This window comes from Pseudoduganella flava, assembly GCF_007830495.1.
Taxonomy (GTDB): Bacteria; Pseudomonadota; Gammaproteobacteria; order Burkholderiales; family Burkholderiaceae_D; genus Rugamonas; species Rugamonas flava.
On record NZ_VLKW01000004.1, the window covers coordinates 410,750 to 433,470 of the forward strand.

Annotated in this window: 19 protein-coding genes; 13 read left to right on the forward strand and 6 right to left on the reverse strand. The window is 68.2% G+C overall.

Going from position 1 to position 22,721, the window contains the following annotated elements:
- Window positions 1-18: 18 nt before the first annotated feature.
- From IP92_RS13495 to IP92_RS13510, 4 genes are all read left to right on the forward strand, one after another.
- On the forward strand, window positions 19-1,404 hold the full coding sequence (locus IP92_RS13495) for a replicative DNA helicase (RefSeq protein WP_145875632.1): 1,386 nt from the start codon (window positions 19-21) through the stop codon (window positions 1,402-1,404).
- Window positions 1,405-1,470: 66 nt separating this feature from the next.
- Window positions 1,471-2,097 (forward strand): DUF47 domain-containing protein, encoded by a 627-nt coding sequence (locus IP92_RS13500; protein ID WP_145875634.1) that lies wholly within the window; start codon window positions 1,471-1,473, stop codon window positions 2,095-2,097.
- A 25-nt stretch (window positions 2,098-2,122) separates the two neighbouring features.
- Window positions 2,123-3,133 carry an inorganic phosphate transporter gene (locus IP92_RS13505; protein ID WP_145875636.1) on the forward strand — a complete coding sequence of 337 codons (1,011 nt, stop codon included), beginning with the start codon at window positions 2,123-2,125 and terminating at the stop codon, window positions 3,131-3,133.
- 65 nt (window positions 3,134-3,198) lie between these two features.
- Window positions 3,199-4,191, forward strand: coding sequence for a bile acid:sodium symporter family protein (locus IP92_RS13510; RefSeq protein ID WP_145875638.1), 993 nt, complete (start codon window positions 3,199-3,201; stop codon window positions 4,189-4,191).
- Here IP92_RS13510 and IP92_RS13515 read toward each other — a convergent pair.
- Window positions 4,188-4,577, reverse strand: coding sequence for a hypothetical protein (locus IP92_RS13515; protein ID WP_145875641.1), 390 nt, complete (start codon window positions 4,575-4,577; stop codon window positions 4,188-4,190). The two genes, IP92_RS13510 and IP92_RS13515, sit on opposite strands and share 4 nt — an antisense overlap.
- 56 nt (window positions 4,578-4,633) lie before the next feature.
- On the opposite strand from IP92_RS13515, the gene IP92_RS13520 reads away from it, so the two are divergent.
- Window positions 4,634-5,200 (forward strand): helix-turn-helix domain-containing protein, encoded by a 567-nt coding sequence (locus IP92_RS13520; RefSeq protein ID WP_145875644.1) that lies wholly within the window; start codon window positions 4,634-4,636, stop codon window positions 5,198-5,200.
- Window positions 5,197-6,153 carry a GNAT family N-acetyltransferase gene (locus IP92_RS13525; RefSeq protein ID WP_145875646.1) on the forward strand — a complete coding sequence of 319 codons (957 nt, stop codon included), beginning with the start codon at window positions 5,197-5,199 and terminating at the stop codon, window positions 6,151-6,153. The genes IP92_RS13520 and IP92_RS13525 overlap by 4 nt, the downstream gene beginning before the upstream one ends.
- Window positions 6,154-6,166: 13 nt before the next feature.
- Here the strand turns inward: IP92_RS13525 and IP92_RS13530 are convergent, their stop codons facing one another.
- Genes IP92_RS13530 through IP92_RS13545 form a run of 4 tightly spaced genes read right to left on the reverse strand, consistent with a single transcriptional unit; the run spans window position 6,167 to window position 8,349 of the window.
- Entirely contained in the window at window positions 6,167-6,559 is a 393-nt protein-coding gene (locus IP92_RS13530) for a VOC family protein (RefSeq protein ID WP_145875648.1), read from the reverse strand.
- Window positions 6,560-6,561: 2 nt separating this feature from the next.
- A complete protein-coding gene (locus IP92_RS13535) occupies window positions 6,562-7,011 on the reverse strand; it encodes a hypothetical protein (RefSeq protein WP_145875650.1) in 450 nt (149 codons plus the stop codon).
- A gap of 16 nt (window positions 7,012-7,027) precedes the next feature.
- Window positions 7,028-7,456 (reverse strand): hypothetical protein, encoded by a 429-nt coding sequence (locus IP92_RS13540; RefSeq protein WP_145875652.1) that lies wholly within the window; start codon window positions 7,454-7,456, stop codon window positions 7,028-7,030.
- The gene (locus tag IP92_RS13545) at window positions 7,456-8,349 is read right to left on the reverse strand and encodes an MBL fold metallo-hydrolase (protein WP_145875654.1); all 894 of its coding nucleotides are present in this window, start codon (window positions 8,347-8,349) and stop codon (window positions 7,456-7,458) included. The genes IP92_RS13540 and IP92_RS13545 overlap by 1 nt, the downstream gene beginning before the upstream one ends.
- A gap of 190 nt (window positions 8,350-8,539) precedes the next feature.
- Here IP92_RS13545 and IP92_RS13550 point away from each other — a divergent pair, with 190 nt between their 5' ends.
- The 7 genes from IP92_RS13550 to cueR all read left to right on the forward strand — a co-directional run bounded on the left by IP92_RS13550 (window position 8,540) and on the right by cueR (window position 21,857).
- Complete coding sequence (locus IP92_RS13550; protein ID WP_145875657.1) at window positions 8,540-10,156, forward strand: HD domain-containing phosphohydrolase; 1,617 nt, start codon at window positions 8,540-8,542, stop codon at window positions 10,154-10,156.
- A gap of 2 nt (window positions 10,157-10,158) precedes the next feature.
- Window positions 10,159-12,435 (forward strand): CHASE2 domain-containing protein, encoded by a 2,277-nt coding sequence (locus IP92_RS13555; protein WP_199271919.1) that lies wholly within the window; start codon window positions 10,159-10,161, stop codon window positions 12,433-12,435.
- Window positions 12,436-12,665: 230 nt separating this feature from the next.
- Window positions 12,666-14,255, forward strand: a complete 1,590-nt coding sequence (locus IP92_RS13560; RefSeq protein WP_145875659.1) for a ShlB/FhaC/HecB family hemolysin secretion/activation protein — start codon at window positions 12,666-12,668, stop codon at window positions 14,253-14,255.
- Window positions 14,256-14,264: 9 nt separating this feature from the next.
- Entirely contained in the window at window positions 14,265-18,197 is a 3,933-nt protein-coding gene (locus tag IP92_RS30470; protein WP_229418755.1) for a two-partner secretion domain-containing protein, read from the forward strand.
- A 31-nt stretch (window positions 18,198-18,228) separates the two neighbouring features.
- On the forward strand, window positions 18,229-18,927 hold the full coding sequence (locus IP92_RS13570) for a FecR family protein (protein WP_145875661.1): 699 nt from the start codon (window positions 18,229-18,231) through the stop codon (window positions 18,925-18,927).
- Window positions 18,928-19,008: 81 nt separating this feature from the next.
- Window positions 19,009-21,456 carry a heavy metal translocating P-type ATPase gene (locus IP92_RS13575; protein WP_145875663.1) on the forward strand — a complete coding sequence of 816 codons (2,448 nt, stop codon included), beginning with the start codon at window positions 19,009-19,011 and terminating at the stop codon, window positions 21,454-21,456.
- Window positions 21,453-21,857, forward strand: a complete 405-nt coding sequence (cueR, locus tag IP92_RS13580) for a Cu(I)-responsive transcriptional regulator (RefSeq protein WP_145875664.1) — start codon at window positions 21,453-21,455, stop codon at window positions 21,855-21,857. The genes IP92_RS13575 and cueR overlap by 4 nt, the downstream gene beginning before the upstream one ends.
- A 16-nt stretch (window positions 21,858-21,873) precedes the next feature.
- Here cueR and IP92_RS13585 read toward each other — a convergent pair whose 3' ends face one another.
- Window positions 21,874-22,635, reverse strand: coding sequence for a sulfite exporter TauE/SafE family protein (locus IP92_RS13585; RefSeq protein WP_145875665.1), 762 nt, complete (start codon window positions 22,633-22,635; stop codon window positions 21,874-21,876).
- Between the last annotated feature and the right edge of the window lie 86 nt (window positions 22,636-22,721).

The window sequence follows — 22,721 nt, forward strand, 5'->3', positions numbered from 1 at the left end:
GCAGGTATAATGCGCGCCATGAATGCCCCATCCGACCCGCAAGTCGATTCCCTCCGCATCCCGCCGCACTCGATCGAAGCCGAGCAATCGGTCATCGGCGGCCTGCTGCGCGATAACGCCGCGTGGGACCGCATCGCCGATTTCATGCATGCGGAGGACTTCTATCGCTACGACCACCGGATCATCTTCGAGCAGATGATCCGCCTGATCAACGCCGGCAAGCCCGCCGACGTGATCACCGTCTACGAAGCCCTGACGATGCTGGGCAAGGCCGAGGAGTGCGGTGGCCTGCAGTACCTGAACGCGATGGCGCAGAACACGCCGTCCGCCGCGAACATCCGCCGCTATGCGGAAATCGTCCGCGACCGCGGCGTGCTGCGCAAGCTGATCACGGTGGCCGACGAAATCTCCGGCAACGCGTTTTCCCCGCAAGGCAAGGAAGTCAAGCAGATGCTCGACGAGGCGGAGTCGAAGATCTTCGCGATCGCCGAGCAGGGCGCGCGCGGTGCGCAGGGTTGGCTCGCCGTGCAGCCGCTGCTGACGCAGGTCGTCGAGCGGATCGACGAGCTGTACAGCCGCGACAGCGGCAGCGAGATCACCGGCGTGCCGACCGGTTTCACGGACCTGGACAAGATGACGTCCGGCCTGCAGCCGGGCGACCTCGTCATCGTGGCGGGACGTCCATCGATGGGCAAGACGGCGTTCTCCGTCAACATCGGCGAGAACGTCGCGATCGAGGCGGGCCTGCCCGTCGCCGTGTTCTCGATGGAGATGGGCGGCGCGCAGCTGGCGATGCGTATGCTGGGCTCGGTCGGCCAGCTGGACCAGCATCGCCTGCGTACGGGCAAGCTGAACGACGAAGACTGGCCGCGGCTGACGCACGCGATCCAGAAGATGAACGAGGCGCAGCTGTACATCGACGAGACGCCGGCACTGAACCCGATCGAGATGCGCGCCCGCGCGCGACGCCTGGCGCGCCAGTGCGGCAAGCTGGGCCTGATCATCGTCGACTACCTGCAGCTGATGCAGGGTTCGCAGCCGGGCGACAACCGCGCGGCCGAGATCTCCGAGATCTCCCGTTCGCTGAAGGGCCTGGCGAAGGAATTGCATTGCCCCGTGATCGCGCTGTCGCAGCTGAACCGCTCGCTGGAACAGCGTCCGAACAAACGTCCCGTGATGTCCGACTTGCGCGAATCCGGCGCTATCGAACAGGATGCGGACGTGATCATCTTCCTGTACCGCGACGAGGTGTACAACCCCGATTCGCCGGACAAGGGCACCGCCGAGATCATCATCGGCAAGCAGCGTAACGGCCCGATCGGCGCGATCCGCCTGACCTGGATGGGCATGTACACCAAGTTCGGCAACTACACCGGTAATCTGTCGATCTACCAGGGCGACTGATGAACCAGAGGGGCCGCTAGAGCACGGCCCCGGCAGCACCCACGAATCAACCCAACGGAGAATAAAATGTTTGGACGCCTGATGCCCACCGAGGGCAAATTCTTTGACCTGTTCAACCAGCATGCGGAACTGTGCGTCAAGGGCGCGAAAGAAATGCTGGGCCTGATGACGAACTTCGACGACCTCGAAAACCGCGTCCACGCGATCGAAAGCATCGAGAAACAGGCGGACAAGATCACCTACACGGCTGTCGACCTGCTGCACAAGACGTTCATCACGCCGCTGGACCGCGACGACATCCACAAGCTGATCACGAAGATGGACGACATCCTCGACATGATGGAAGACGCCGGCCAGACCGTGTCGCTGTACGACCTGCACGCCGTGACGCCGGAAGCGAAGCGCCTGGCCGAACTGGTGCTGGCCTGCTGCGAGAAGGTGCAGGCCGCTGTCGCCCTGCTGGCGAACATGGACAATGCCCGCGAGATCGTCGGCATCTGCGAAGAGATCGACCGCCTGGAATCGGACGCCGACCACGTGATGCGCGCCGCGATGTCGAAGCTGTTCCGCGACGAGCCGGACGTGCGCAACCTGATCAAGATGAAAGCGATCTACGAGATCCTGGAAACCGTGACGGACCGCTGCGAGGACGTGGCCAACATCATCGAAGGCATCATCGTCGAGAACGCGTAACGCGCGCCACGAGCAGAACAACAATATGCAGACCCTACAAATCAGCATCTACGCGCTCGCGGTACTGATCTTCCTGGCACTGATCTTCGATTTCATGAACGGCTTCCACGACGCCGCGAACGCGATCGCGACGGTCGTGTCGACGGGCGTGCTGAAGCCGCAAACGGCCGTGGCGATGGCCGCCTTCTTCAACTTCATCGCGATCTTCATCGTCGGCCTGAAAGTGGCGACGACGATCGGCAAGGGCACCATCGACCCGCACGTGGTCGACCATTATGTGATCTTCGGCGCCCTCGTTGGCGCCATCGTGTGGAACGTGATCACCTGGTACTACGGCATTCCGTCGTCGTCGTCGCACGCGCTGATCGGCGGCCTGGTGGGCGCCGCCGTCGCCAAGTCCGGCACCGGCGCACTGGTCGCCGGCGGCTTGATCAAGACGGTCGTGTTCATCGTCGTCGCGCCGCTGCTGGGCTTCATCCTCGGCTCCGTCATCATGCTCATCGTGTCGTGGGTGTTCGTCAAATCGACGCCCCGCAAGATCGACGGCTGGTTCCGCCGCCTGCAGCTGTTCTCGGCGGCCAGCTACAGCTTGGGCCACGGCGGCAACGACGCGCAGAAAACCATGGGCATCATCTGGATGCTGCTGATCGCGTCCGGCCACGTGGCCGCGACCGATACGACGCCGCCGACCTGGGTCATCGTCGCGTGCTATGCGGCGATCTCGTTCGGCACGCTGTTTGGCGGCTGGCGCATCGTGAAAACCATGGGCCAGAAGATCACGAAACTGAAACCTGTCGGCGGCTTCTGCGCCGAGACGGGCGGCGCGATCACGCTCCTGATGGCATCGTTCTGGGGCGTGCCCGTATCGACGACGCACACGATCACGGGCGCCATCGTCGGCGTCGGCTCGGCGCAGCGCCTGTCGGCCGTGCGCTGGGGCGTGGCCGGCAATATCGTGTGGGCGTGGATCTTCACGATTCCCGCCTCCGCGTTCGTCGCGGCGATCGGCTGGTGGATCGGCACCCACATCATGTGATGAACCACATGACAAGAAAAAAGGAGGCTCCGGCCTCCTTTTTTTATCTACGCTAGAATGACCGCATGGTTTCCGCAATTGCTTCCCTCTCGCAGTCCCTGCTGCGCCTCAAGCCCGACAACTTCACGCTTGCCCTCCTGACCACCGTCGCCGTCGCCTCCGTGCTGCCGTGCACGGGCCAGGCGGCCGCGGTGTTCGGCGACGTCACCACGTTCGCGATCGGTTTGTTGTTCTTCCTGCACGGCGCCAAGCTGTCGCGCACGGCCATCGTGGAAGGCGTCACGCACTGGCGCCTGCACGTGCTGGTGCTGTGCTGTACCTTCGTGCTGTTCCCGCTGCTTGGCCTGCTGTTCAAGCCGCTCGCGCTGCACGTGCTGACGCCGGAGCTGTATCTGGGCCTGCTGTTCCTGTGCATGCTGCCGTCCACGGTGCAGTCGTCGATCGCGTTGACCGCAATGGGCCGCGGTAACGTGCCGGCCGCGATCTGCAGCGCCTCCGCATCGAACTTCCTCGGCATCTTCATCACGCCACTGCTGGTGTCCGCATTCGTCGTACAGGGCCACGCGGCGCGTTCGACGAACGACGCCGTCCTCGCCATCGTGCTGCAGTTGCTGGTGCCGTTCATCGCCGGCCAGCTGGCGCGCCCGCTGATCGGCGCGTGGGTGGACAAGCACAAGCCGCTGCTGAAATACGTGGACCAGGGCTCGATCCTGCTGGTCGTCTACACGGCGTTCTCGGAAGCGGTCAGCGAAGGTATCTGGCACAAGCTGTCGCCGCAACTGCTGGTCACGCTGGGCGTCGTCTGCGGCGTGCTGCTGGCGCTCGTGCTGGCGTTGTCGTACTACGTCAGCCGCAAGCTGGGCTTCTCGCGCGAGGACGAGGTGACGATCGTGTTCTGCGGCTCGAAGAAAAGCCTCGCTTCCGGCGTGCCGATGGCGAAGGTGCTGTTCGCCACGTCGTCGCTGGGAATGATCATCCTGCCCCTGATGTTGTTCCACCAGATCCAGTTGATGGTATGCGCCGTGCTGGCGCAGCGGTTCGCGCAGCGTTCCGGTTAAGCGCCGGGCGCATCCACCAGCAGCGCGGCGCGCAGCGCGCGGATGCGCCGGTCGACGAAGTAGCCGCCCGCCTCGGTGTACTGCAGGTAAGCGCGGCCGCAGTCGCGGCAGCGCGTCACCTGGCAGCGGTTGTACGGATACCAGCGCGGCGCGATCGGCGCCTGCACGCTGTCATAGCGCGTGCCGTCCGGATGGTATTCGGCGAACGTCGCTTCCGCATACGGGTCTTCCACCAGCGTGCCGACCGGCGTGCATTGCGCCGGGTCCAGTGTGACGGGGTAGCTGATCCAGCCTGCCGCGGCGTCGCCGGGGCACATGCAGGGCGCGGTCACGGCATCCGAACGCGCAGCCCACTCCTGCAGCGCCTTGAAAGTCAGTGTGTACATCGGCCGATTGTAGCCCATCTTGCATCTCATCCCGAATTTGAGATATTATCTCAATTATGGGAAATCATGACGAATTCGAGACGAAGCTGGTGGCCCGGCTGGCGGCGCTGCGCGAACAGCGCGGCTGGTCGCTGGACGAGCTGGCCAAGCGAAGCGGCATCAGCCGCGCCACGCTGTCGCGCCTGGAGCGCGGCGAAACCAGTCCCACGGCGGCGCTGCTGGGCAAGCTGTGCGCCGCGTACGGCTTGCCGATGTCGCGCCTGATCGCCGCCGTCGAGGAGCAGGGCGCGCAGCTGATCAAGGCTGCCGAGCAGGCCGTATGGACCGATCCGGCCAGCGGCTTCACGCGCCGGATGGTGTCGCCGCCGGCGCAGGGCATGCGCGCGGAACTGATCGAAGGGCGGCTGCCCGCCGGCGCCGTCATCGATTACGAAGCGCCGCCCGTGTCCGGCCTGGAGCAGCACATCTGGATGCTCGACGGCCTGCTTGAGTACACGCTGGACGGCACCGTCCACACATTGCAGACCGGCGACTGCCTGCGTTTTCGCCTGTACGGCGCCACGCGCTTCGCGTGCCCCGGCCCCATGGGCGCCCACTACCTGATCGCCATCTGCGAGCCATGATCACGATCGAGGAACTGCATGCGGACAGCGTACGCGCCGCCGCCAATGAACTGGCCGACGTGCTGCACGACTGCGTGCTGCATGGCGCAAGCGTCGGCTTCCTGCCGCCATTCACGGTGGCCGATGCGCGCCGCTTCTGGCTGGCGGTGGCGCAGCAGGTCGATGCCGGCGCGCGCACGCTGTTCGCCGCGCGCGACGAACACGGCACCCTGTGCGGCACCGTGCAGCTCGCGCTGGCGATGCCGGCCAACGGCGCCCACCGCGCCGAGGTGAACAAGATGCTGGTGCATACGGGCTGGCGCCGGCGCGGCATCGGCCGGCTGCTGCTGCAGGCCGCCGAGGCCCGCGCACGTGAGCTGGGCCGCACGCTGCTTGTGCTCGACACATGGTCCGGCAGCGGCGCACAGCACCTGTACGCCGGGCTGGGATATCGCACCTGCGGCGACATCCCCCGCTATGCGATCCTGGATGGCGATGCGCTCGGGGCGACGCGCGTGATGTACAAGGTGCTCGGGCCGTCCATCGCCGTTCGGGATGAGGATCCGGACTCGGACGACGCACGCGCGCTGATGGCCGAGCTGTCGCAGGTACTCGCAGCGATCACGGGTGACTCGGGCGCTGCCGCGTTCGACGTGGCCCGCGCCGGCGCCTTCGCGATCGCCCGCGACGACGCGGGCAGGGCGGTCGGCTGCGGTGCCTTGCTGCCGCTCGATGGCGACGTGGCCGAAGTGAAGCGCATGTATGCCCGCCCGGGCAGCGGCGCGGGCGGTGCCGTGCTGGCGCACCTGGAGGCGCGTGCCGCGGCGCTGGGCTATCGCGGCCTGTGGCTGGAGACGCGCAAGGTCAACGAACGGGCCGTGCGCTTCTACGACGCGCAGGGCTATCTGCGCATTCCGAACTTCGGCAAGTATGTGGGGAACGACGCGGCGGTGTGCTTCGGCAAGCGGCTTTGATCGGGCCGGCGATTCACTCGACCGCGTGGCACGCCACGCACAGCTTGTTCCCATCCGGATCGCGGAAGTAGGCACCGTAATAGTTCGCGTGGTACTCGGGCCGCAGGCCGGGCGGCCCGTCGCACGTGCCGCCATGCGCCAGTGCGGCGGCATGGGCGCGGTCGACGGTGGCGCGGTCCGGTGCCAGCAGCGCCGTCATCGCGCCATTGCCCACGGTGGCCGGCATGCCGTCGAACGGGGCGCCGATCAGCAGCAGTGGGCGCGGCGCATCGTGCGGCATCCAGCCTGCCCACGGCCGGCTGTCGTCGCGAAAGCGCAGCGGCTGGCCGAGCGTGTCCATCAACGCCGCGTAGAAATCGAATGCGCGGCCGAAGTCGGTAACCCCGATGAAGATGTGCGACAGCATCGTCACGCCTCCCGCAGCGTGCGTTCGGCCTGGCGCACGCGCAGCGAACGCAAGGCGTGCCAACCGATGCCCGTGCACCATACGGCAAGGATGGCCAGCGCAACGAGGCCGGCCGATTGCCGTGCCTGCGAGGCCATCCACACGCCCATGGCCAGCAGGACGGCGCACACGGCGAGGCGGCCCGTCCAGCCTTCGCTGCCGGAGACGCCCGTCGTTTCGTTGCGGTAGGCGAGGCCCATGAACAGGCCGCTGTCGCTGCGCAGGCCCGCCACCGCGATGCGGTCGCCGTCGCTGATCGCGGCCAGTTCCGCCCCCGTCAGCCGCACCTGCACGCCGGCGATGCGCAGCAACGTCGTATGCACCGTCGTCACGTTGGTGCCATCGCCAGCCGTGTTGCCGGTGACGGCGGTGCCATGGTGGACGTTGCTTGCGATCCCCTTCAACGTTTCCATTCGATCTCCTTGTCGGTCAGCGCCGCAGCGCGACGATCGCCTGCACCACTTCGAACGAGCGCCACGCCATCGCGCCGCCGGCGGCGACGAACACGATCGCGAACACGGCCATGTAGTCGCCGCCCAGCTGGGCCGCCAGCCACAGCGCCGCGGTGACGACGAGGATCGTCACCACCAGCCGCGTGGCCCACCCTTCATGTCCCTCCGCGCCCGTCGTCAGGTTGCGGTGCGCATAGGCGACGAACAGCTTGCCGCGGCGGCGGCCCGCGACGAGCAGCTGCTGGCCTTCGGCGATCACCAGCGGCTCCTGGGTCGAGACGATCTTCACCAGCTGGCCGTCGAGCCGGAACACGGCCGCGTGCACGACGCTGGTGCCTGTCTTTGGGTTGTACGATACCGTTTTACCGTGCCGCAGGTCGGTCACGGTGCCTGTCAGCTTCTCCATCACAGCGTCACTTCCATGCCTTCGTAGGCGAGGAACACGCGCAGCGCGCCCAGCCGCGGCGCATAGCGCGCCATCACTTCGGCGAACACGGCTTCCAGCTCGTCGTCGCTGCGGGTCGGTTCGTGGTGGGTGCAATAGAGCTGCTTCGCGCCGGTGCGCAGCGCCATCTCCAGCGCGCTGTCGAACGTGCCGTGGCCCCAGCCGATCTTGGCAGGATATTCCTCGCGCGTGTACGAGCAGTCGACGATCAGCGCATCGACACCGCGCACCAGGTCGTCGATAGCGGCCGTGCGCTGCGCCACGTGCGCCTGGCAGGCCGCGTGCTCCGGATGATCGGCGGGGTGCAGGTTGAACAGCGGTTCATGGTCGCCCGTGAAGAACACCGACTTGCCGTTGCAGTCAACCCGGTAGCCCAGGTCCGTGACCGGGTGGCTCATCACGACGTTGCGCACGACGGCGTCGCCGACCGGCAGCGCTTCGCCGACCTGCAAGGTGCGGTACTCGATCGTCGCATCCATCTGCGTCTCGCTGACGGGGAAGTAGCTGTTCTGCAGCTGCACGCCCATCACGTGCTCGATGCCGTTTCCGGTATCCGGGTCCGTCGCGCCGTGCAGGCGCACGCGGCTGCCCTTGATGAACAGCGGCGTGAAGAACGGCAGGCCGTGGATGTGGTCCCAGTGGCTGTGCGTGATGAAGATGTTGGCGTGGATCGGCCGCCGGCTGGAGGCCACCAGGGATTGCGCGAGGCAGAACAGGCCCGTGCCGCCGTCGATGACGATCAGCGTGTCGTCGTCGCTGCGGATTTCAATGCACGTGGTGTTGCCGCCATACCGTACGGTACGCGGGCCCGGTGAGGGGATCGAGCCGCGCACCCCCCAGAATTTGAATCTCATTCTTACCCCTGGTTGCTCTTGTTCCTGTCCGGTCGCGTGTGCCGGAGTCCCCCGGATGATAGCCGTTTTTTCATCTTTTCTGGCCATCGGCAGCCGTTTTCGGGCCATCTGTCGCTTTCTCGCCGGCAAAAGTTGCACTCGATTGTATTTCTCGTGTACATCAGCTTGCCGTCCGGCTACACTTCCGCGCATGCAAGAACTGTATCCCGCCCAAATCGCGCAGCGGCTGGACCAGCTGACCGAGCTGTCGGTCGCGCTGGCGTCCAGCCACGACATGGAGCTGCTGCTGGAACGGATACTGATGGTTGCCAAGAGCATCACGAACGCCGATGGCGGCACGGTGTACCGCCCCAGCGCGGACCGGCGCAGCCTGTGCTTCCAGCTGTCCGTCAACGACACGCTGGGCCTGCACCACGGCGGCAGCGGCGGCACGGCCGTCGACATCCCGCCGGTCCCCCTCGTCGACGACAACGGCGGCAAGAACCTGGCCTCCGTCGCCGCGTATGCCGCGAATTTCGGCGTGTCCGTGAACATCGCCGACGTATACCAGGCCGACGTGTTCAACTTCTCCGGCATGCGCGCGTTCGACCGCCAGTTCAACTACCGCTCGCAATCGTTCCTGACGGTGCCGATGCGCGACCACGAAGGCGAGCTGCTGGGCGTGCTCCAGCTGATCAACGCGAAGGACCGCGACACGGGCGTCATCGGCACGTTCTCGCCGACCGACCAGCGCTTCATCGAGGCGCTGGCGGCGCAGGCCGCGCTGGCACTGACGAACCGCCAGCTGATCGTACAGCTGGAAAAGCTGCTGGAGTCCCTCGTCAACCTGATCAACATCGGCATCGACGCGAAGTCGCCGTACACGGGCCGGCACTGCCAGTTCGTGCCGGAGCTGACGATGATGCTGGCCGAGGCCGTGCACGAGACGGACGACGGGCCGATGGCCGACTTCACGATGACGGATGCGGACCGCAAGGAGCTGTGGTTCGCGGGCCTGCTGCACGACTGCGGCAAGATCACGACGCCGGTGCACGTCGTCGACAAGGCCACCAAGCTGGAAACCATCTACGACCGCATCGACCTGATCGACACGCGCTTCGAGGTGCTGCTGCGCGATGCCGAGATTCGCGCGCTCAGGCAGCAGCTGGCCGGCGGCGATGCGGAGGCGATTGGTGCGGAGCTCGCGCAGGAACAGGCCGCACTGGCCGACGACCGCGCCTTCCTGCGTCGCGTGAACGTGGGCGGCGAGGGCATGCGGCCTGATGACCAGGAGCGCGTGCACCGCATCGCGGGGCGGCGCTGGACCAACCCGGCCGGCAGCGACGCGCCGTTCCTGTCCGACGACGAAGTGCGCAACCTGACGATCCGCTTCGGCACGTTGAACGACGACGAACGCAAGATCATCAACAACCACATCGTGATGACGGTGCGGATGCTTGAATCGCTGCCGTGGCCGAAGCACCTGCGCCGCGTGCCGGAATTCGCCGGCGGCCACCACGAGCGCATGGACGGCAAGGGCTACCCGAAAGGCTTGACGCGCGACGAGATGTCGGTGCCGGCGCGGGTGATGGCGATCGCCGACATCTTCGAGGCGCTGACGGCGCACGACCGGCCGTACAAGAAGGCGAAGACGCTGTCCGAATCGCTCGAAATCCTCGGCAAGTTCTGCCTGAACGGCCACATCGACCCGGACCTGTTCGACATCTTCGTGCGCAAGAAGGTGTACATGCGCTTCGCCGGCAAATACCTGGATCCCGCGCAGATCGACGCCGTCGACGAAGCGAAGATCCCCGGCTACGTGCCCTGACCATGCCGGCGCTGCTCGCCCGGGTGCGCAAGAGCGCGCGCCGCCATGCCGCACGCTGGGCCCTCGGCCTGCTGCTGACGGCGGGCGCCGCGCTGCAGGCGGCCGGCTGGCTGCACGTCGACACCGTCGAGCGGCTCGACACGTTCATCGCCGGCCTGCGCATGCGCGTCGAACCCGCCGAGCTGGATCCCCGTGTCGTCATCGTCGACATCGACGACCGCAGCCTCGCGCAGGTTGGCCGCTTCCCGTGGAGCCGCGACGTGATGGCAAGGCTCGTCACGCAACTGACGCACGAGTATGGCGTGGCCGCGGTGGGCTTCGACGTCTCGTTCCCCGAACCCGACAACAGCTCCGGCTACGGCGTGCTGCAAGGCCTGGCCGAGGGCGAGCTGAAGGACGTGCCGGGGCTGGAGCGCCAACTGGCGCGGCTGCAGCCGCGGATGGATTACGACGGCCTGCTGGCCCAGGCGCTGGCCGGGCAACCGGTGGTGCTGGGCTATGCCACGTCCGGCAGCGGCGCAAAGGGCGTGCTGCCGCCGGCCGCGTTCACGGTCGCGTCGCTGAACGGCCGCACGCTCGACGCGTACACGACGCCCGGCTACGAGGCGAACATCGCCCGGCTGCAGCAGGCCGCGCGCGGCGCCGGCATTTTCTCCGTGCTGCCGGACCGCGATGGCGTGGTGCGCTCGACGCCGCTGCTGCAACGGATCGGCGACGGCTACTACCCGACCCTGTCGCTGGCCACCGTGGCCGCGGCGCTCAACGCGCGGGCCATCGCTCCGCTGTGGGAAGGCACGGTGGACACGCTGTCCGCCGCGCAGCGCGCCAGCGGCGGCGTCGATGCGATCGCGCTGTTCCATCCCGATGGTGCGATCCGCATCCCGGTGGGGGAGGGCCTGACGACGACGGTGCAGTTCCGCGGACCCGGCGGCCCAAGCGGCGGCGCGTTCCGTTACGTATCGGCCGTGGACGTGCTGCATGGCGCCGTGCCGCGCGACGCGCTGGCCGGCGTCATCGTGCTGGTCGGCACGACGGCCGCGGGGTTGAACGACTTGCGGGCGACGCCCGTCTCCGCGGTCTACCCCGGTGTCGAGGTGCATGCGAACCTGATCAAGTCGATCCTGGACGGCAGCTTCAAGGCGCGTCCGGACTTCGCGGCGGCCGCCGAGTTGCTGCAGGTGCTGGCCGTCGGCGTGCTGCTTGCCGTGGCGCTGGCCGTGCTGGCGCCGGCATGGTCGATGCTGCTGGCCGTCGCCACGGCGCTGGCCGTCGCCTGGCTCAATTACTGGCTGTACAGCGCGCACGACGCCGTGCTGAACGTGGCGATGCCGCTGCTGCTGATCGTCGCGCTGTTCGTGCTCAACGTCGCGTGGGGCTACTTCTTCGAGGTGCGGCGCGGCCGCGCGCTGGTGTCGCGCTTCGGCGAGTACGTGGCGCCCGAGCTGGTGGCCGAGATGGCGGAAAACCCGGAGCGCTACAGCATGGATGGCGAAAGCCGCGAGCTGACCGTGATGTTCGTCGACGTGCGCGGCTTCACGACGATCTCGGAAGGGCTGCCGCCGAAGGAGCTGCGCGAATACATCAACCGCTACCTGACGGCGATGTCCGAGGATATCCGCGACAGCCACCGGGGCACGCTCGACAAGTACATCGGCGACGCCGTGATGGCGTTCTGGGGCGCGCCCGTGCCGTTTGCCGACCACGCTTACCGCGGCGTGGCGACGGCGCTGCTGATGCAGGCCACGGCAGCGCGCCTGAACGACGAATTCGTGCGGCGCGGCTGGCCCGCGCTGGCGATCGGCATCGGCTTGAACAGCGGCTTGATGCACGTGGGCGACATGGGCTCGTCGATCCGCCGCGCGTACACGGTGATGGGCGATGCCGTCAACCTGGGCGCGCGGCTGGAAGGCATCACGAAGGTGTACAGCGTCGGCATCTGCGTCGGCGCCGCCACGCGCGCGGCCGCGCCGCAGTTCGCCTACCGCGAACTGGACCTGGTGCGGGTGAAGGGCAAGCACGAGCCGGTGGCGATCTTCGAGCCGGTGGCGCTGGAACAGCATGTCGATGCGGCGACCCGCGCGGAGCTGGATGCGTGGCACGCGGCGCTGGCGCTGGTGCGCGCGCAGCGCTGGAGCGAAGCCGCCGCCAGTATCGAAGGCCTGCGGGCGGCAGCGCCCGACCGCGCGCTGTACGCACTGTACGCCGAACGCATCGCCCACTACCGCGCCCATCCACCGGGCGCCGATTGGGATGGCGTGACGACGTTCGCGACCAAGTAGGAACGGACGGAAGCGCCCCGCGGCGACAATTCTGCGACAAATCAACAATATTTCAAATAAGAATTATTTGTTGCATATGTGTACTCTGACGACTTGAGTACATCGCATCCGGCACACAAATGGTGTTGTTTTGTGGCAATATCACATTCCCGTCGATGTTTCTGCAGGATAATTCGTGCTGCGCGGAAACAGCGCAAGCCGACCAGAACCAGAAGAATTCCTCAATCACCATGACATACCGCTTTGCGCGCCTGATCGCAGGCTCGATCCTTGCCGCCGCCGTGCCCATCAGCGCCGCCTGGGCGCAGACCGATGCCGCGCCGGCCACGATCCGCTTCGATATCAGCCGCTTCCAGGTCGACGGCAATACGCTGCTGGCACCGGACGTCGTTGCGCGGACGGTGGCGCCGTTTGCCGGCAAGGACCGCGATTTCGGCGACGTGCAGCGCGCGCTCGAGGCGCTCGAAGCGGCTTACCAGCAGGCGGGCTACAGTATCGTGACGGTGGAGCTGCCGGAGCAGGAGCTGGACCGGGGCGTCGTGCAATTGCGCGTCGTGCAGACGAAGATCGGCACCGTGCTGGTGAGGAACAACACGCAGTTCGACGAGGCGAACATCCGCCGCAGCGTGCCCGGCCTGGTGGGCGGCACGACGCCGAACGTGGCCGCGATCTCGCAAAGCCTGAAGCTCGCGAACGAGAACCCGGCCAAGAAGACCAAACTGAGTTTGCGCCAGGGCGAGCGCGACGACGAGGTGGACGCGACGCTCGACGTGACGGACGAAGCACCGTGGAAGGCGATGGCGAACGTCGACAACACGGGCACCGCGCAAACGGGCCGCACCCACGTGGGCTTCGTGCTGCAGCACGCGAACCTGTGGAACCGCGACCACGTGCTGTCGCTGCAGTACACGACCACGGTCGAGAAGCCGGGCCGCGTCAAGGTGTACGGCATCGGCTACCACGTGCCGCTGTACGCGCTGGGCGATGCCATCGACTTGTTCGCCAACTACTCGAACATCGATTCGGGCACCGTGACGGCCGGTGTGTTCGACCTGGCCGTCAGCGGCGCGGGCGCCGTGTTCGGCGCGCGCTATACGCACAACCTCGTCAAGCGCGGCGGCCTCGAGTCGAAACTCGTGTACGGCATCGACCACAAGGCGTTCCGCAACAGCATCGTGCTGCTGGGGCAGGACGTGGGCAACAACGTCACCGTGCATCCCGCCAGCGCGGCATGGCAGGGCACGTGGACAACGCCGGACAGCGAACTGGCCGGTTCCGCCACGCTGGTGCGCAACATCCCCGGCGGCGCGCGCGGCAGCCAGCAGGACTTCACGTTGGCGCGCACGCATGCGCCGGACGACTACACGCTGTTGCGCCTGTCCGCCAGCTGGAGCCAGGTGCTGCCGGCCGACTGGCAATTGCGGGCGATCGCCAACGCCCAGCTGACGGGCGACGCGCTGATCCCCGGCGAGCAGTTCGGCGCGGGCGGCGCTGCATCGGTACGGGGCTTTTCCGAGCGCGAGATCGCCAACGACGCGGGCGCCGGCGGCAACCTGGAGCTGTACACGCCGAACCTGTGCGGCAACGGGCGCTGGCAATGCCGCGCGCTGGCGTTCTACGACGTGGCCGGCGTGCGCCGCAAGCATGCGCTGCCCGGCGAGCTGACCAGCACCGCGATCGCCGCCGCCGGCCTGGGCATGCGCGTGCTGCTCGCCAGTCAAGTCAACCTGCAGCTCGACTACGGCCACGTGGTGCGTGCCGGTGCCACGCAACGCAATGACGCGAACCGGCTGCACGTGCGGCTCGGCCTTTCCTATTGAGGCAACACGATGAACCAACACCCTTTGCCCCAGTTCCGCACCAAGCTGCTGGCCGCGACGATCGCGGCGTGCTTCGCAGGCACGGCGCTCGCCAATCCCACCCTGCCGCAAGTCGTGGCCGGCCAGGCCGCGTTCAGCCAGAACGGCAACGTGTTCACGATCACGAACGCGCCGAACACGATCATCAACTGGCACAGCTTCTCGATCGACAGGGGCGAGATCACCCGCTTCCTGCAGCAGAACGCGGACAGCCGGGTGCTGAACCGCATCACGGGGCAGGACCCCAGCAGCATCCTCGGCGCGCTGCAATCGAACGGCAAGGTGTACCTGATCAACCCGAACGGCATCCTGTTCGGCAAGGATGCGCGCATCGACGTCAACGGCCTCGTGGCGTCGTCACTGAACATCACCGATGCGAACTTCCTGGCCGGGAAGAACCTGTTCGACGGTGCCGGCGCGGCAGTCGCCAACCAGGGAACGATCACGACGCCGCAGGGCGGCCAGGTGTTCCTGATCGCGCCGGACGTCGCGAATACGGGCATCATCAATGCGCCGAACGGCGAAGTGCTGCTGGCCGCTGGCCGCAGCGTGCAGCTCGTTGATTCGGCCGATCCGGCCGTGCACGTGGTGGTGTCGGCGCCGGAAGACCGCGCGCTGAACCTGGGCGCGATCGTTGCCGCCGGCGGCCGTGTCGGCATCTACGGCGCGCTGCTGAACCAGCGCGGCACGATCAACGCGGACAGCGCCACGGTGGGCGCGAACGGCAAGATCGTGCTGAAGGCCAGCCGCACGGCGCTCATCGAAGGCGGCAGCCGCACCAGCGCACGCGGCGCGGACAAGGGCGGCGACATCGTCGTGCTGGGCCCGCAGGTGGGCGTGACGGGGGATGCGCGCATCGATGCAGGCGGCGCGCACGGCGGCGGCACCGTGCTGCTGGGTGGTGACAAGCAGGGCGCCGCCACGGCGGCGGGAGCGAACGCGCGCCAGGTGTACGTCGGCGCCGATGCGACGTTGGCCGCCGATGCGCTGGTGTCCGGCAACGGCGGCAAGATCGTCGCGTGGGGCGACGACACGGCACGCGTGCACGGCACGGTGTCGGTGCGCGGCGCGGGCACCGGCAAGGGCGGCTTCGTCGAAACGTCGGGCCACTACCTTGACGTCAACGGCGTGCGCGTGGATGCCTCCGGCGCAGGCGGCAACGGCAGCTGGCTGCTCGATCCATACGACATCGAAGTGAAGGCGGTCGTCGCCGGCGGCGCCGCCTTGTCCGACGTGGCCGATTTCAATGCGGGATCCGAGAGCGGCGTCACGCAGGTCGCGACGGCACTGCTGAACAACGCCACGGCCAACGTCAAGCTTCAGGCCCGGCACGACATCAAGATCAGCGACGCGGTGAACATCGCAGCCGCCGGCGTCGGCCTGACGGCGCAGGCCGGCAACGACATCGACGTGGCCGCCAGCATCACGACGCACGGCGGCGCGGTCGACCTGTCGGCCAACGATGCCGCAGCGGGTGCCGCCTCCGGCAGCGGCCGCGTGACGATCGCCGCACCGCTTGCCACCAATGGCGGCGACGTCACGCTGGCCGGTGCGCGCGTCGTCGTGAGCGACGACGTCGATGCCGGCAAGGCGAACGTGCTGCTGCAGTCGAACGTGGCCGGCGGGCGCATCGAGATCGGCTCGGGCGCCACCGTGCGCGCGAGCGGCGACGATGCGTTCGCGCAGCAGGTGTCGTTCGTGGCCGACGACGTGAAGCTCGACGGCCGCGTCGAAGCCGGATCGGGGCAGGGCGGCTTCGTGTCGTTCACGACGACGGACGCGGCACGCGGCATCCTGCTGGGCGGCGACGATTCTTCGAAGCTGAGCCTGGGCCAGGCCGAATTGAATCGTGTCGAGGCCTTCGAGATCAACGTGGGCACCAGCGCGCACCAGGGCGGCATCGCCGTCGTCGGCGACGTCAACCTGGACACGGCGTCCGCGCTGTTCCTCGAGTCGCAAGGCAATATCGCCATCGGCGCGGGACTGCGCGCGTCGGCGTCGAACGGCACGATCTACGTGGGTAACCTGGCAGCGAGCGGCACCGTCACGGTGTCGGCCGGGGGCGTCATCGAGGCGAACCGCGTGCAGGTGCGCTCGAACAACGTGGACATTGCCGGCAGCATCGGCGCCACCTATGCCGCGTTCGACACCTACTCGGACGACGCGGCCATCGCGCTGGGCACCAGCGGCGGCTACCTGAGCGCCGCGGAACTGGCGGCCGTGCATGCACCGCGGCTGGCGATCGGCACGCGCGACGGCTATGCCGGCACCGTGACGGTGGCCGGCGCGTTGGACCTGGCAACGGCCGGCGCGCAGGTCGGCGACATGGCCGGCATGGTGACGCTGCAGGGCGGCTCGGTCGCGGTCAACGCCGCGCTGAAGGCGCACGATGGGCTGACCTTGCGCGCCACCGGCGCGGTGACGCAGACGGCCGCGCTCAGCGCCGATACGCTGATCGCCTCCGGTGCCAGCGTGACGCTGACCGACGCGGGCAACGACGTCCGCAACCTGGCCGCCAGCGCGACGGACGCGACGGGCGACATCGCGTTCCGCACGCGCGGCGCGCTGCGCCTGACGGGGGGCGGCGGCATCGATGGCGTGCAGGCCGGTCGCAACGTGGCGTTGGCGGCGGACAGCATCGACCAGGACGACAACGGCTACATCGCGGCCGCCGGGCTGGCCGTGCAGGCGACCGGCGACGTGATCCTGGACACGGCGGTCAGCGACGTGCGCTCGCTGGCCGTGCGGGCTGGCGGCGCGGTGCGCTTCGCCGGCGAGGGCGATGTGGCCGTGGCCCGCCTGGCCGGCGTCGACGGCGCCATCGCCGGCATCGCCGGCAAGGACATCAACCTCGACATCGGCGGCGCGCTGGCGACGTCCGGGGGAACGATCGCCGGCACGACGCTGACCGTGCGCACGGGCGGCGCCGTCGGCTCCTACGAGCAGGCGCTGCTGACCGAGGTGGGCTTGCTGGACATCGAGAGCGGCGCCACCAGCGGCGATGCGCCCATCGCCATCAAGAATAACGCCACCCGGCCGGGCGCGCTGACCGTGCACCGGCTCAAGCTCAACCTGGGCAACGGCGGCTCGGTCACACTGAACAATTTCGGCGCGACGACGATCGATCCGGCGGGCGTTGTCGCCACGGATCGCGGCGGCATCGCCCTGACGGCCTACGAGCAGCTGTCCGTCTACGGCACCGTCACGTCGGAGCGGGGCGATATCCTGCTGCGGCCCATGTACGTCAGCCCGGGCGACGACCTGCTCACGATCGGCAACTCGGCGCTGGTCCGTGCCGAACGAGGCAACATCTTCCTTGCCGCACGCTCGGCTTCCGTGCTGACGATCGCCCAGGGCGCGCGCATCGAGGCACCGCTGGGCATCGTCACGCGGCCGACTGACGTGGTGTCTCCGCCACCACCGCCACCGCCACCACCACCGCCGCCACCGCCACCACCGCCACCACCGCCGCCGCCAGTACCGGAGCCGCCGGTGCCACCGGTGCCTCCAACGCCGCCGGTGCCACCAACGCCGCCGGTACCACCGACACCACCGGTGCCGCCTGTTCCGCCGACACCGCCGGAACCGCCGACGCCACCCGTCCAGCCGCCGACGCCTGAGCCGCCGGCACCGCAGCCACCCGTCAGCGTCGACGTGTGCATGATCTCCCCGGCGCTGGCGATGTGCCAGGTGATCGCGCCGCCATCCGTCGACGAACCGGTCAAGCCCGTGCAGCGCGCGGCGAACGAGATCATCACGGCCGTGCGGCGTGATCGCGAGCCGGCACCGCCGGGCGGTCCCGCGCAAGGGGAGAAGGACAAGAAGCAACGCGATGGCGGCAACGCCCCCGCAACCAAGGGAACAGCAGATGAAAAACCACCGATCAAAAACTACTGCAATTGATTGGCTGCGCGGGTGGTCTCTGTGCGCCCTGATGTGCGCCTTGCTGTGTGCCGGTCCCGCGTGGGCGGCGCCGGTCGCGGGCATTGTCGTCCAGCTGTCCGGGCCCCTGCTGGCAAAGAAGGCCGGCGGCGGCGTCAAGATCCTGTCGCTGAAGTCGGAAGTGGAGAACGGCGACACGCTGGTGACGGAAAAGAACACCTATGCGATGGTGAAGTTCATCGACAACAGCGAGATCACGCTGCGCCCTGGCTCGACGATGACGATCGAGAACTTCAGCTTCGCGGCCGAGCGGCCGGATGGCGACCAGGCCCGCTTCAACCTCGTCAAGGGCGGTCTGCGTTCCGTGACGGGCCTGCTGGGCAAGCGCAGCAAGGAGAAGTTCGAGCTGAAGACGCCGACGGCGACGATCGGCATCCGCGGCACGACGTTCGTCGTCGAATATGTGCCGCAGGCCGCCCAGCAGATGCCGGCGGGCGCGCGGGCGCCGGGGCTGTACGTGCAGGTATTGGACGGCATGATCCACGTGGCCAATCCGGGCGGCGCGGAGCATTTCAGCGCCGGGCAGTTCGGTTTTGTGCCCGGCAATACGCAGCCGCCGGTCGTGCTGCCGGCCGATCCGGGCATGCAGTTCGTGCCGCCGCCCGTGTTCAACAGCTCGACGGCGCCGGGGACACCGGGCATGCCGGGGACGGCGGGCAAGACGGGGGCGGTCGATTGCGAGGTGCGCTGAAAGCGCCTTGAAAATAACCCTTGACCTTCCCATCATGGGATACTTGAAGCTGCCATCAAACCATGGCACAGGAGTATCCCGATGAGCACCACCCTCCATACGCAAGACGTTCGCGTCAAAGGCATGAGCTGCGCGTCGTGCGTCGGCCGTGTCGAAAAGGCATTGGCCGCCGTGCCTGGCGTGCGGCGCGCCAGCGTCAATCTCGCCACCGAGACGGCGCGGGTCGAGTCGGACGACACGCTGCCGTTCGACGCGCTGCGTGCCGCCGTCGAGAAGGCCGGCTACGAAGCCGAAGCGCCGGCGCCCGCGACGACCCACACGCTCGACCTGCGCGTCGGCGGCATGAGTTGTGCATCATGCGTCGGCCGGGTCGAGAAGGCGCTGGCGGCCGTGCCGGGCGTGCAAAGCGCCAGCGTGAACCTCGCCACAGAGACGGCCCGCGTCGAATCGGCTGAGCCGCTGCCGTTCGCGCTGCTGCACGACGCCGTCGCCAAGGCCGGCTATGAAGCCGAAGCGCTGGCACCAATGGCCACCACATCGGCCACCACACCGACCGCCACCCCCGCAACACCGCAGTCCAGGGTACGCGGCTGGCTGCACGGCAGTAACGACGGCCTGCCCGTGCTGCTGGCCGGCCTGCTGGCGCTGCCGCTCGTCGTACCGATGATCATCGAGCAGTTCGGCGCGCACCTGATGGTGCCCGCGTGGCTGCAATGGCTGCTCGCCACGCCCGTGCAATTCCTGTTCGGCGCGCGCTTCTACCGGGCCGGCTGGAAGGCCGTGCGGGCCAAGGCGGGCAATATGGACTTGCTGGTCGCGCTGGGCACCAGTGCCGCTTACGGCCTGTCCGTCTACCTGCTGCTGGCCGGGCGGCAGATGCACCTGTATTTCGAAGCGTCGTCCGTCGTCATCGCGCTGGTCCTGCTGGGCAAGTGGCTCGAGGCGCGCGCGAAGCGCCAGACCACGTCGGCGATCCGCGCACTGCAGACGCTGCGGCCCGAGTCGGCACGCGTGCGCCGCGGCACCGGCGATGTCGACGTGCCGGTGGCCGCCGTGCGCCCGGGCGACTTCGTCGTCGTGCGGCCCGGTGAACGCATCGCTGTGGACGGCGAAGTGATCGAAGGCGCCAGCCACGTCGACGAGGCGCTGATCACGGGCGAAAGCCTGCCCGTCGCACGCCAGCCGGGCGACCGCGTGACGGGCGGCGCGATCAACGGCGAGGGCGCGCTGCTGGTGCGCACGACGGCAACGGGGGCCGAGACGACGCTCGAGCGCATCATCCGCCTCGTCGAGGATGCGCAGGCCGCCAAGGCCCCCGTGCAGCACCTGGTGGACCGGATCAGCGCCGTGTTCGTGCCCGTCGTGCTGGGCCTTGCGGCACTGACCTTGCTCGGCTGGTGGTTCGCCACCGGCGACCTGGAACATGCCACGATCAACGCCGTCGCGGTGCTTGTCATCGCGTGCCCGTGCGCGCTGGGCCTTGCCACGCCGGCCGCGATCATGGCCGGCACCGGCGTCGCCGCGCGGTACGGCATCCTGATCAAGGACGCCGAAGCGCTGGAAACGGCGCACGGCATCAAGACCGTGGTGTTCGACAAGACGGGCACGTTGACGCAGGGCCGGCCCGTGCTGGCGGCGCTGCATCCGCACGGCCTGCCCGATACGGAGCTGCTGGCGCTGACCGCTGCCGTGCAGCGGGGCAGCGAGCACGCGCTGGCCAGAGCCGTGCTGGATGCGGCAAATGAGCGGGCGCTGGCGGTGCCGGCCGCGCAAGCGGTGACTGCATTGCCGGGCCGCGGACTGGCGGCGGCCGTGGCTGGGCGCGACCTGATCCTGGGCAGCACGCGGCTGATGACGGAGCGGGGCATCGCGCTCGATCCGCTGGCCGCCGACGCCGCGCGGCTCGAAGAGACGGGGCACACGGTGTCGTGGCTCGCCGACGCGGGCGCGCGGCAGCTGCTTGGCCTGGTGGCGTTTGCCGACCCGCCGAAAGCCACCGCACAGGCGGCCGTCGCCCGGCTGCATGCGCAAGGCATCGCGACGGTGATGCTGACGGGCGATAACGCCGGCAGCGCGCAGGCGGTGGCGGGCCGGCTGGGCATCGGCACGGCGGTGGCGAACCTGCTGCCGGCCGACAAGACGGCCCACATCGGCAAGCTGAAGGCGGCCGGGGCGCGCGTGGCGATGGTCGGCGACGGCATCAACGATGCGCCGGCGCTGGCCGCGGCCGACGTCGGCATCGCGATGTCCACCGGTACCGACGTGGCGATGCAGGCGGCCGGCATCACGCTGATGCGCGGCGATCCCGCCCTCGTCGCGGACGCGATCGACATCTCGCGCCGCACGTTCGCGAAGATCCGCCAGAACCTGTTCTGGGCCTTCATCTACAACCTGGCCGGCATTCCGCTGGCGGCGCTGGGCATGCTCAATCCCGTCGTCGCGGGCGCGGCGATGGCGCTGTCCTCCGTCAGCGTGATCACCAATGCGCTGCTGCTGCGCCGCTGGCACCCGCGAGGAGAACGAGCATGAACATCGGACAAGCCGCCACCGCCTCCGGTGTGACCGCGAAGATGATCCGCTACTACGAGAGCATCGGCCTGGTGCCGGCCGCGCACCGCACCGACAGCGGCTACCGCGTGTACGGCCAGCGCGAGCTGCACACGCTGCGCTTCATCCGGCGCGCCCGCAAGCTGGGGTTTTCTCTGGAGCGCATCGCCGAGCTGCTGTCGCTGTGGCAGGACGGGAATCGCGCCAGCGCTGACGTGAAGCGCATCGCGCTCGACCACGTGGCCGAGCTGGACGAACGGATTCGGGAGTTGACGGAGATGCGCGACACGATCGCCACGCTGGCCAGCTGCTGCCACGGCGACGACCGGCCCGACTGCCCGATCCTGCAAAGCCTGGGCACGGACGCGGCGCTGCCGCAGTGAAGCGCTCGGTGTAGCCCTACTGGCGCAGGAACATCCAGACGGTCAGTGCGGCGCCGACGCACACGACGAAGATGCGCATCACGCGCTGCGGCAGCCGGTAGATCAGCCAGGAGCCGAGCAGGCCGCCGCCGATGCCGCCGGCGCACAGCGCGACCGCGGCGGGCCAGCTGATCAGGTTCGAGAACGCGAAGATCAATGTGGCCGATGCATTCATGGCCATCGCCAGCATGTTCTTCGTGGCGGTGGCGGCGCGAATCTGCTGGCCGGCGATCGTCAGCGCGGCCAGCATCAGGAAGCCGATACCGCCGCCGAAGTAGCCGCCGTAGACGGCAATCGCCGCCTGTGTCAGGGCCAGGCCCCATGCGGGCATGCGGCTGGCCGCGTGCAGCGGCTGCTTGCGGAACGCGCCCCACGCGAACATCGCCGTGGCGAACAGCACGAGCCACGGCACCAGCTGTGCGAAGAACGTGGGCGGCGTGATGCGCAGCAGGAAGGCGCCGGCGATGCCGCCGACGACGCTGATGGCGAACATCTGGCGGAACGTCAGCGGGCCGACGTCGTCCACCAGCTTGCGGCCCGCGATCGCCGACGTGGCCTGGCTGGGAAACATCGCGATCGTCGACGTCATGTTCGCCGCCAGCGGGTTCAGGCCGGCCAGCAGCAGCGCCGGAAACGTGATGAACGATCCGCCGCCGGCCAGCGCATTCTGCGTGCCGGCAAGCAGCCCGGCGCAAGCAAGCAGCAGGATGGCGGGAAGGTCGAGCGGAGGAACGGCCATGGGTGTCTCGGTTCGTGGGCGGGGGAGGCCGATTATAGCGCCGCCTTCGTGGCTGCCGGGCTAGAATGCGCGGACCCACTTCATGG

Bases quoted from the DNA above. Each gene is read 5' to 3' on its own strand.
- IP92_RS13495 (WP_145875632.1), top strand. From the start codon at position 19: ATGAATGCCCCATCCGACCCGCAAGTCGATTCCCTCCGCATCCCGCCG.
- IP92_RS13500 (WP_145875634.1), top strand. From the start codon at position 1,471: ATGTTTGGACGCCTGATGCCCACCGAGGGCAAATTCTTTGACCTGTTC.
- IP92_RS13505 (WP_145875636.1), top strand. From the start codon at position 2,123: ATGCAGACCCTACAAATCAGCATCTACGCGCTCGCGGTACTGATCTTC.
- IP92_RS13510 (WP_145875638.1), top strand. From the start codon at position 3,199: ATGGTTTCCGCAATTGCTTCCCTCTCGCAGTCCCTGCTGCGCCTCAAG.
- IP92_RS13515 (WP_145875641.1), bottom strand. From the start codon at position 4,577: ATGTACACACTGACTTTCAAGGCGCTGCAGGAGTGGGCTGCGCGTTCG.
- IP92_RS13520 (WP_145875644.1), top strand. From the start codon at position 4,634: ATGGGAAATCATGACGAATTCGAGACGAAGCTGGTGGCCCGGCTGGCG.
- IP92_RS13525 (WP_145875646.1), top strand. From the start codon at position 5,197: ATGATCACGATCGAGGAACTGCATGCGGACAGCGTACGCGCCGCCGCC.
- IP92_RS13530 (WP_145875648.1), bottom strand. From the start codon at position 6,559: ATGCTGTCGCACATCTTCATCGGGGTTACCGACTTCGGCCGCGCATTC.
- IP92_RS13535 (WP_145875650.1), bottom strand. From the start codon at position 7,011: ATGGAAACGTTGAAGGGGATCGCAAGCAACGTCCACCATGGCACCGCC.
- IP92_RS13540 (WP_145875652.1), bottom strand. From the start codon at position 7,456: ATGGAGAAGCTGACAGGCACCGTGACCGACCTGCGGCACGGTAAAACG.
- IP92_RS13545 (WP_145875654.1), bottom strand. From the start codon at position 8,349: ATGAGATTCAAATTCTGGGGGGTGCGCGGCTCGATCCCCTCACCGGGC.
- IP92_RS13550 (WP_145875657.1), top strand. From the start codon at position 8,540: ATGCAAGAACTGTATCCCGCCCAAATCGCGCAGCGGCTGGACCAGCTG.
- IP92_RS13555 (WP_199271919.1), top strand. From the start codon at position 10,159: ATGCCGGCGCTGCTCGCCCGGGTGCGCAAGAGCGCGCGCCGCCATGCC.
- IP92_RS13560 (WP_145875659.1), top strand. From the start codon at position 12,666: ATGACATACCGCTTTGCGCGCCTGATCGCAGGCTCGATCCTTGCCGCC.
- IP92_RS30470 (WP_229418755.1), top strand. From the start codon at position 14,265: ATGAACCAACACCCTTTGCCCCAGTTCCGCACCAAGCTGCTGGCCGCG.
- IP92_RS13570 (WP_145875661.1), top strand. From the start codon at position 18,229: ATGTGCGCCTTGCTGTGTGCCGGTCCCGCGTGGGCGGCGCCGGTCGCG.
- IP92_RS13575 (WP_145875663.1), top strand. From the start codon at position 19,009: ATGAGCACCACCCTCCATACGCAAGACGTTCGCGTCAAAGGCATGAGC.
- cueR (WP_145875664.1), top strand. From the start codon at position 21,453: ATGAACATCGGACAAGCCGCCACCGCCTCCGGTGTGACCGCGAAGATG.
- IP92_RS13585 (WP_145875665.1), bottom strand. From the start codon at position 22,635: ATGGCCGTTCCTCCGCTCGACCTTCCCGCCATCCTGCTGCTTGCTTGC.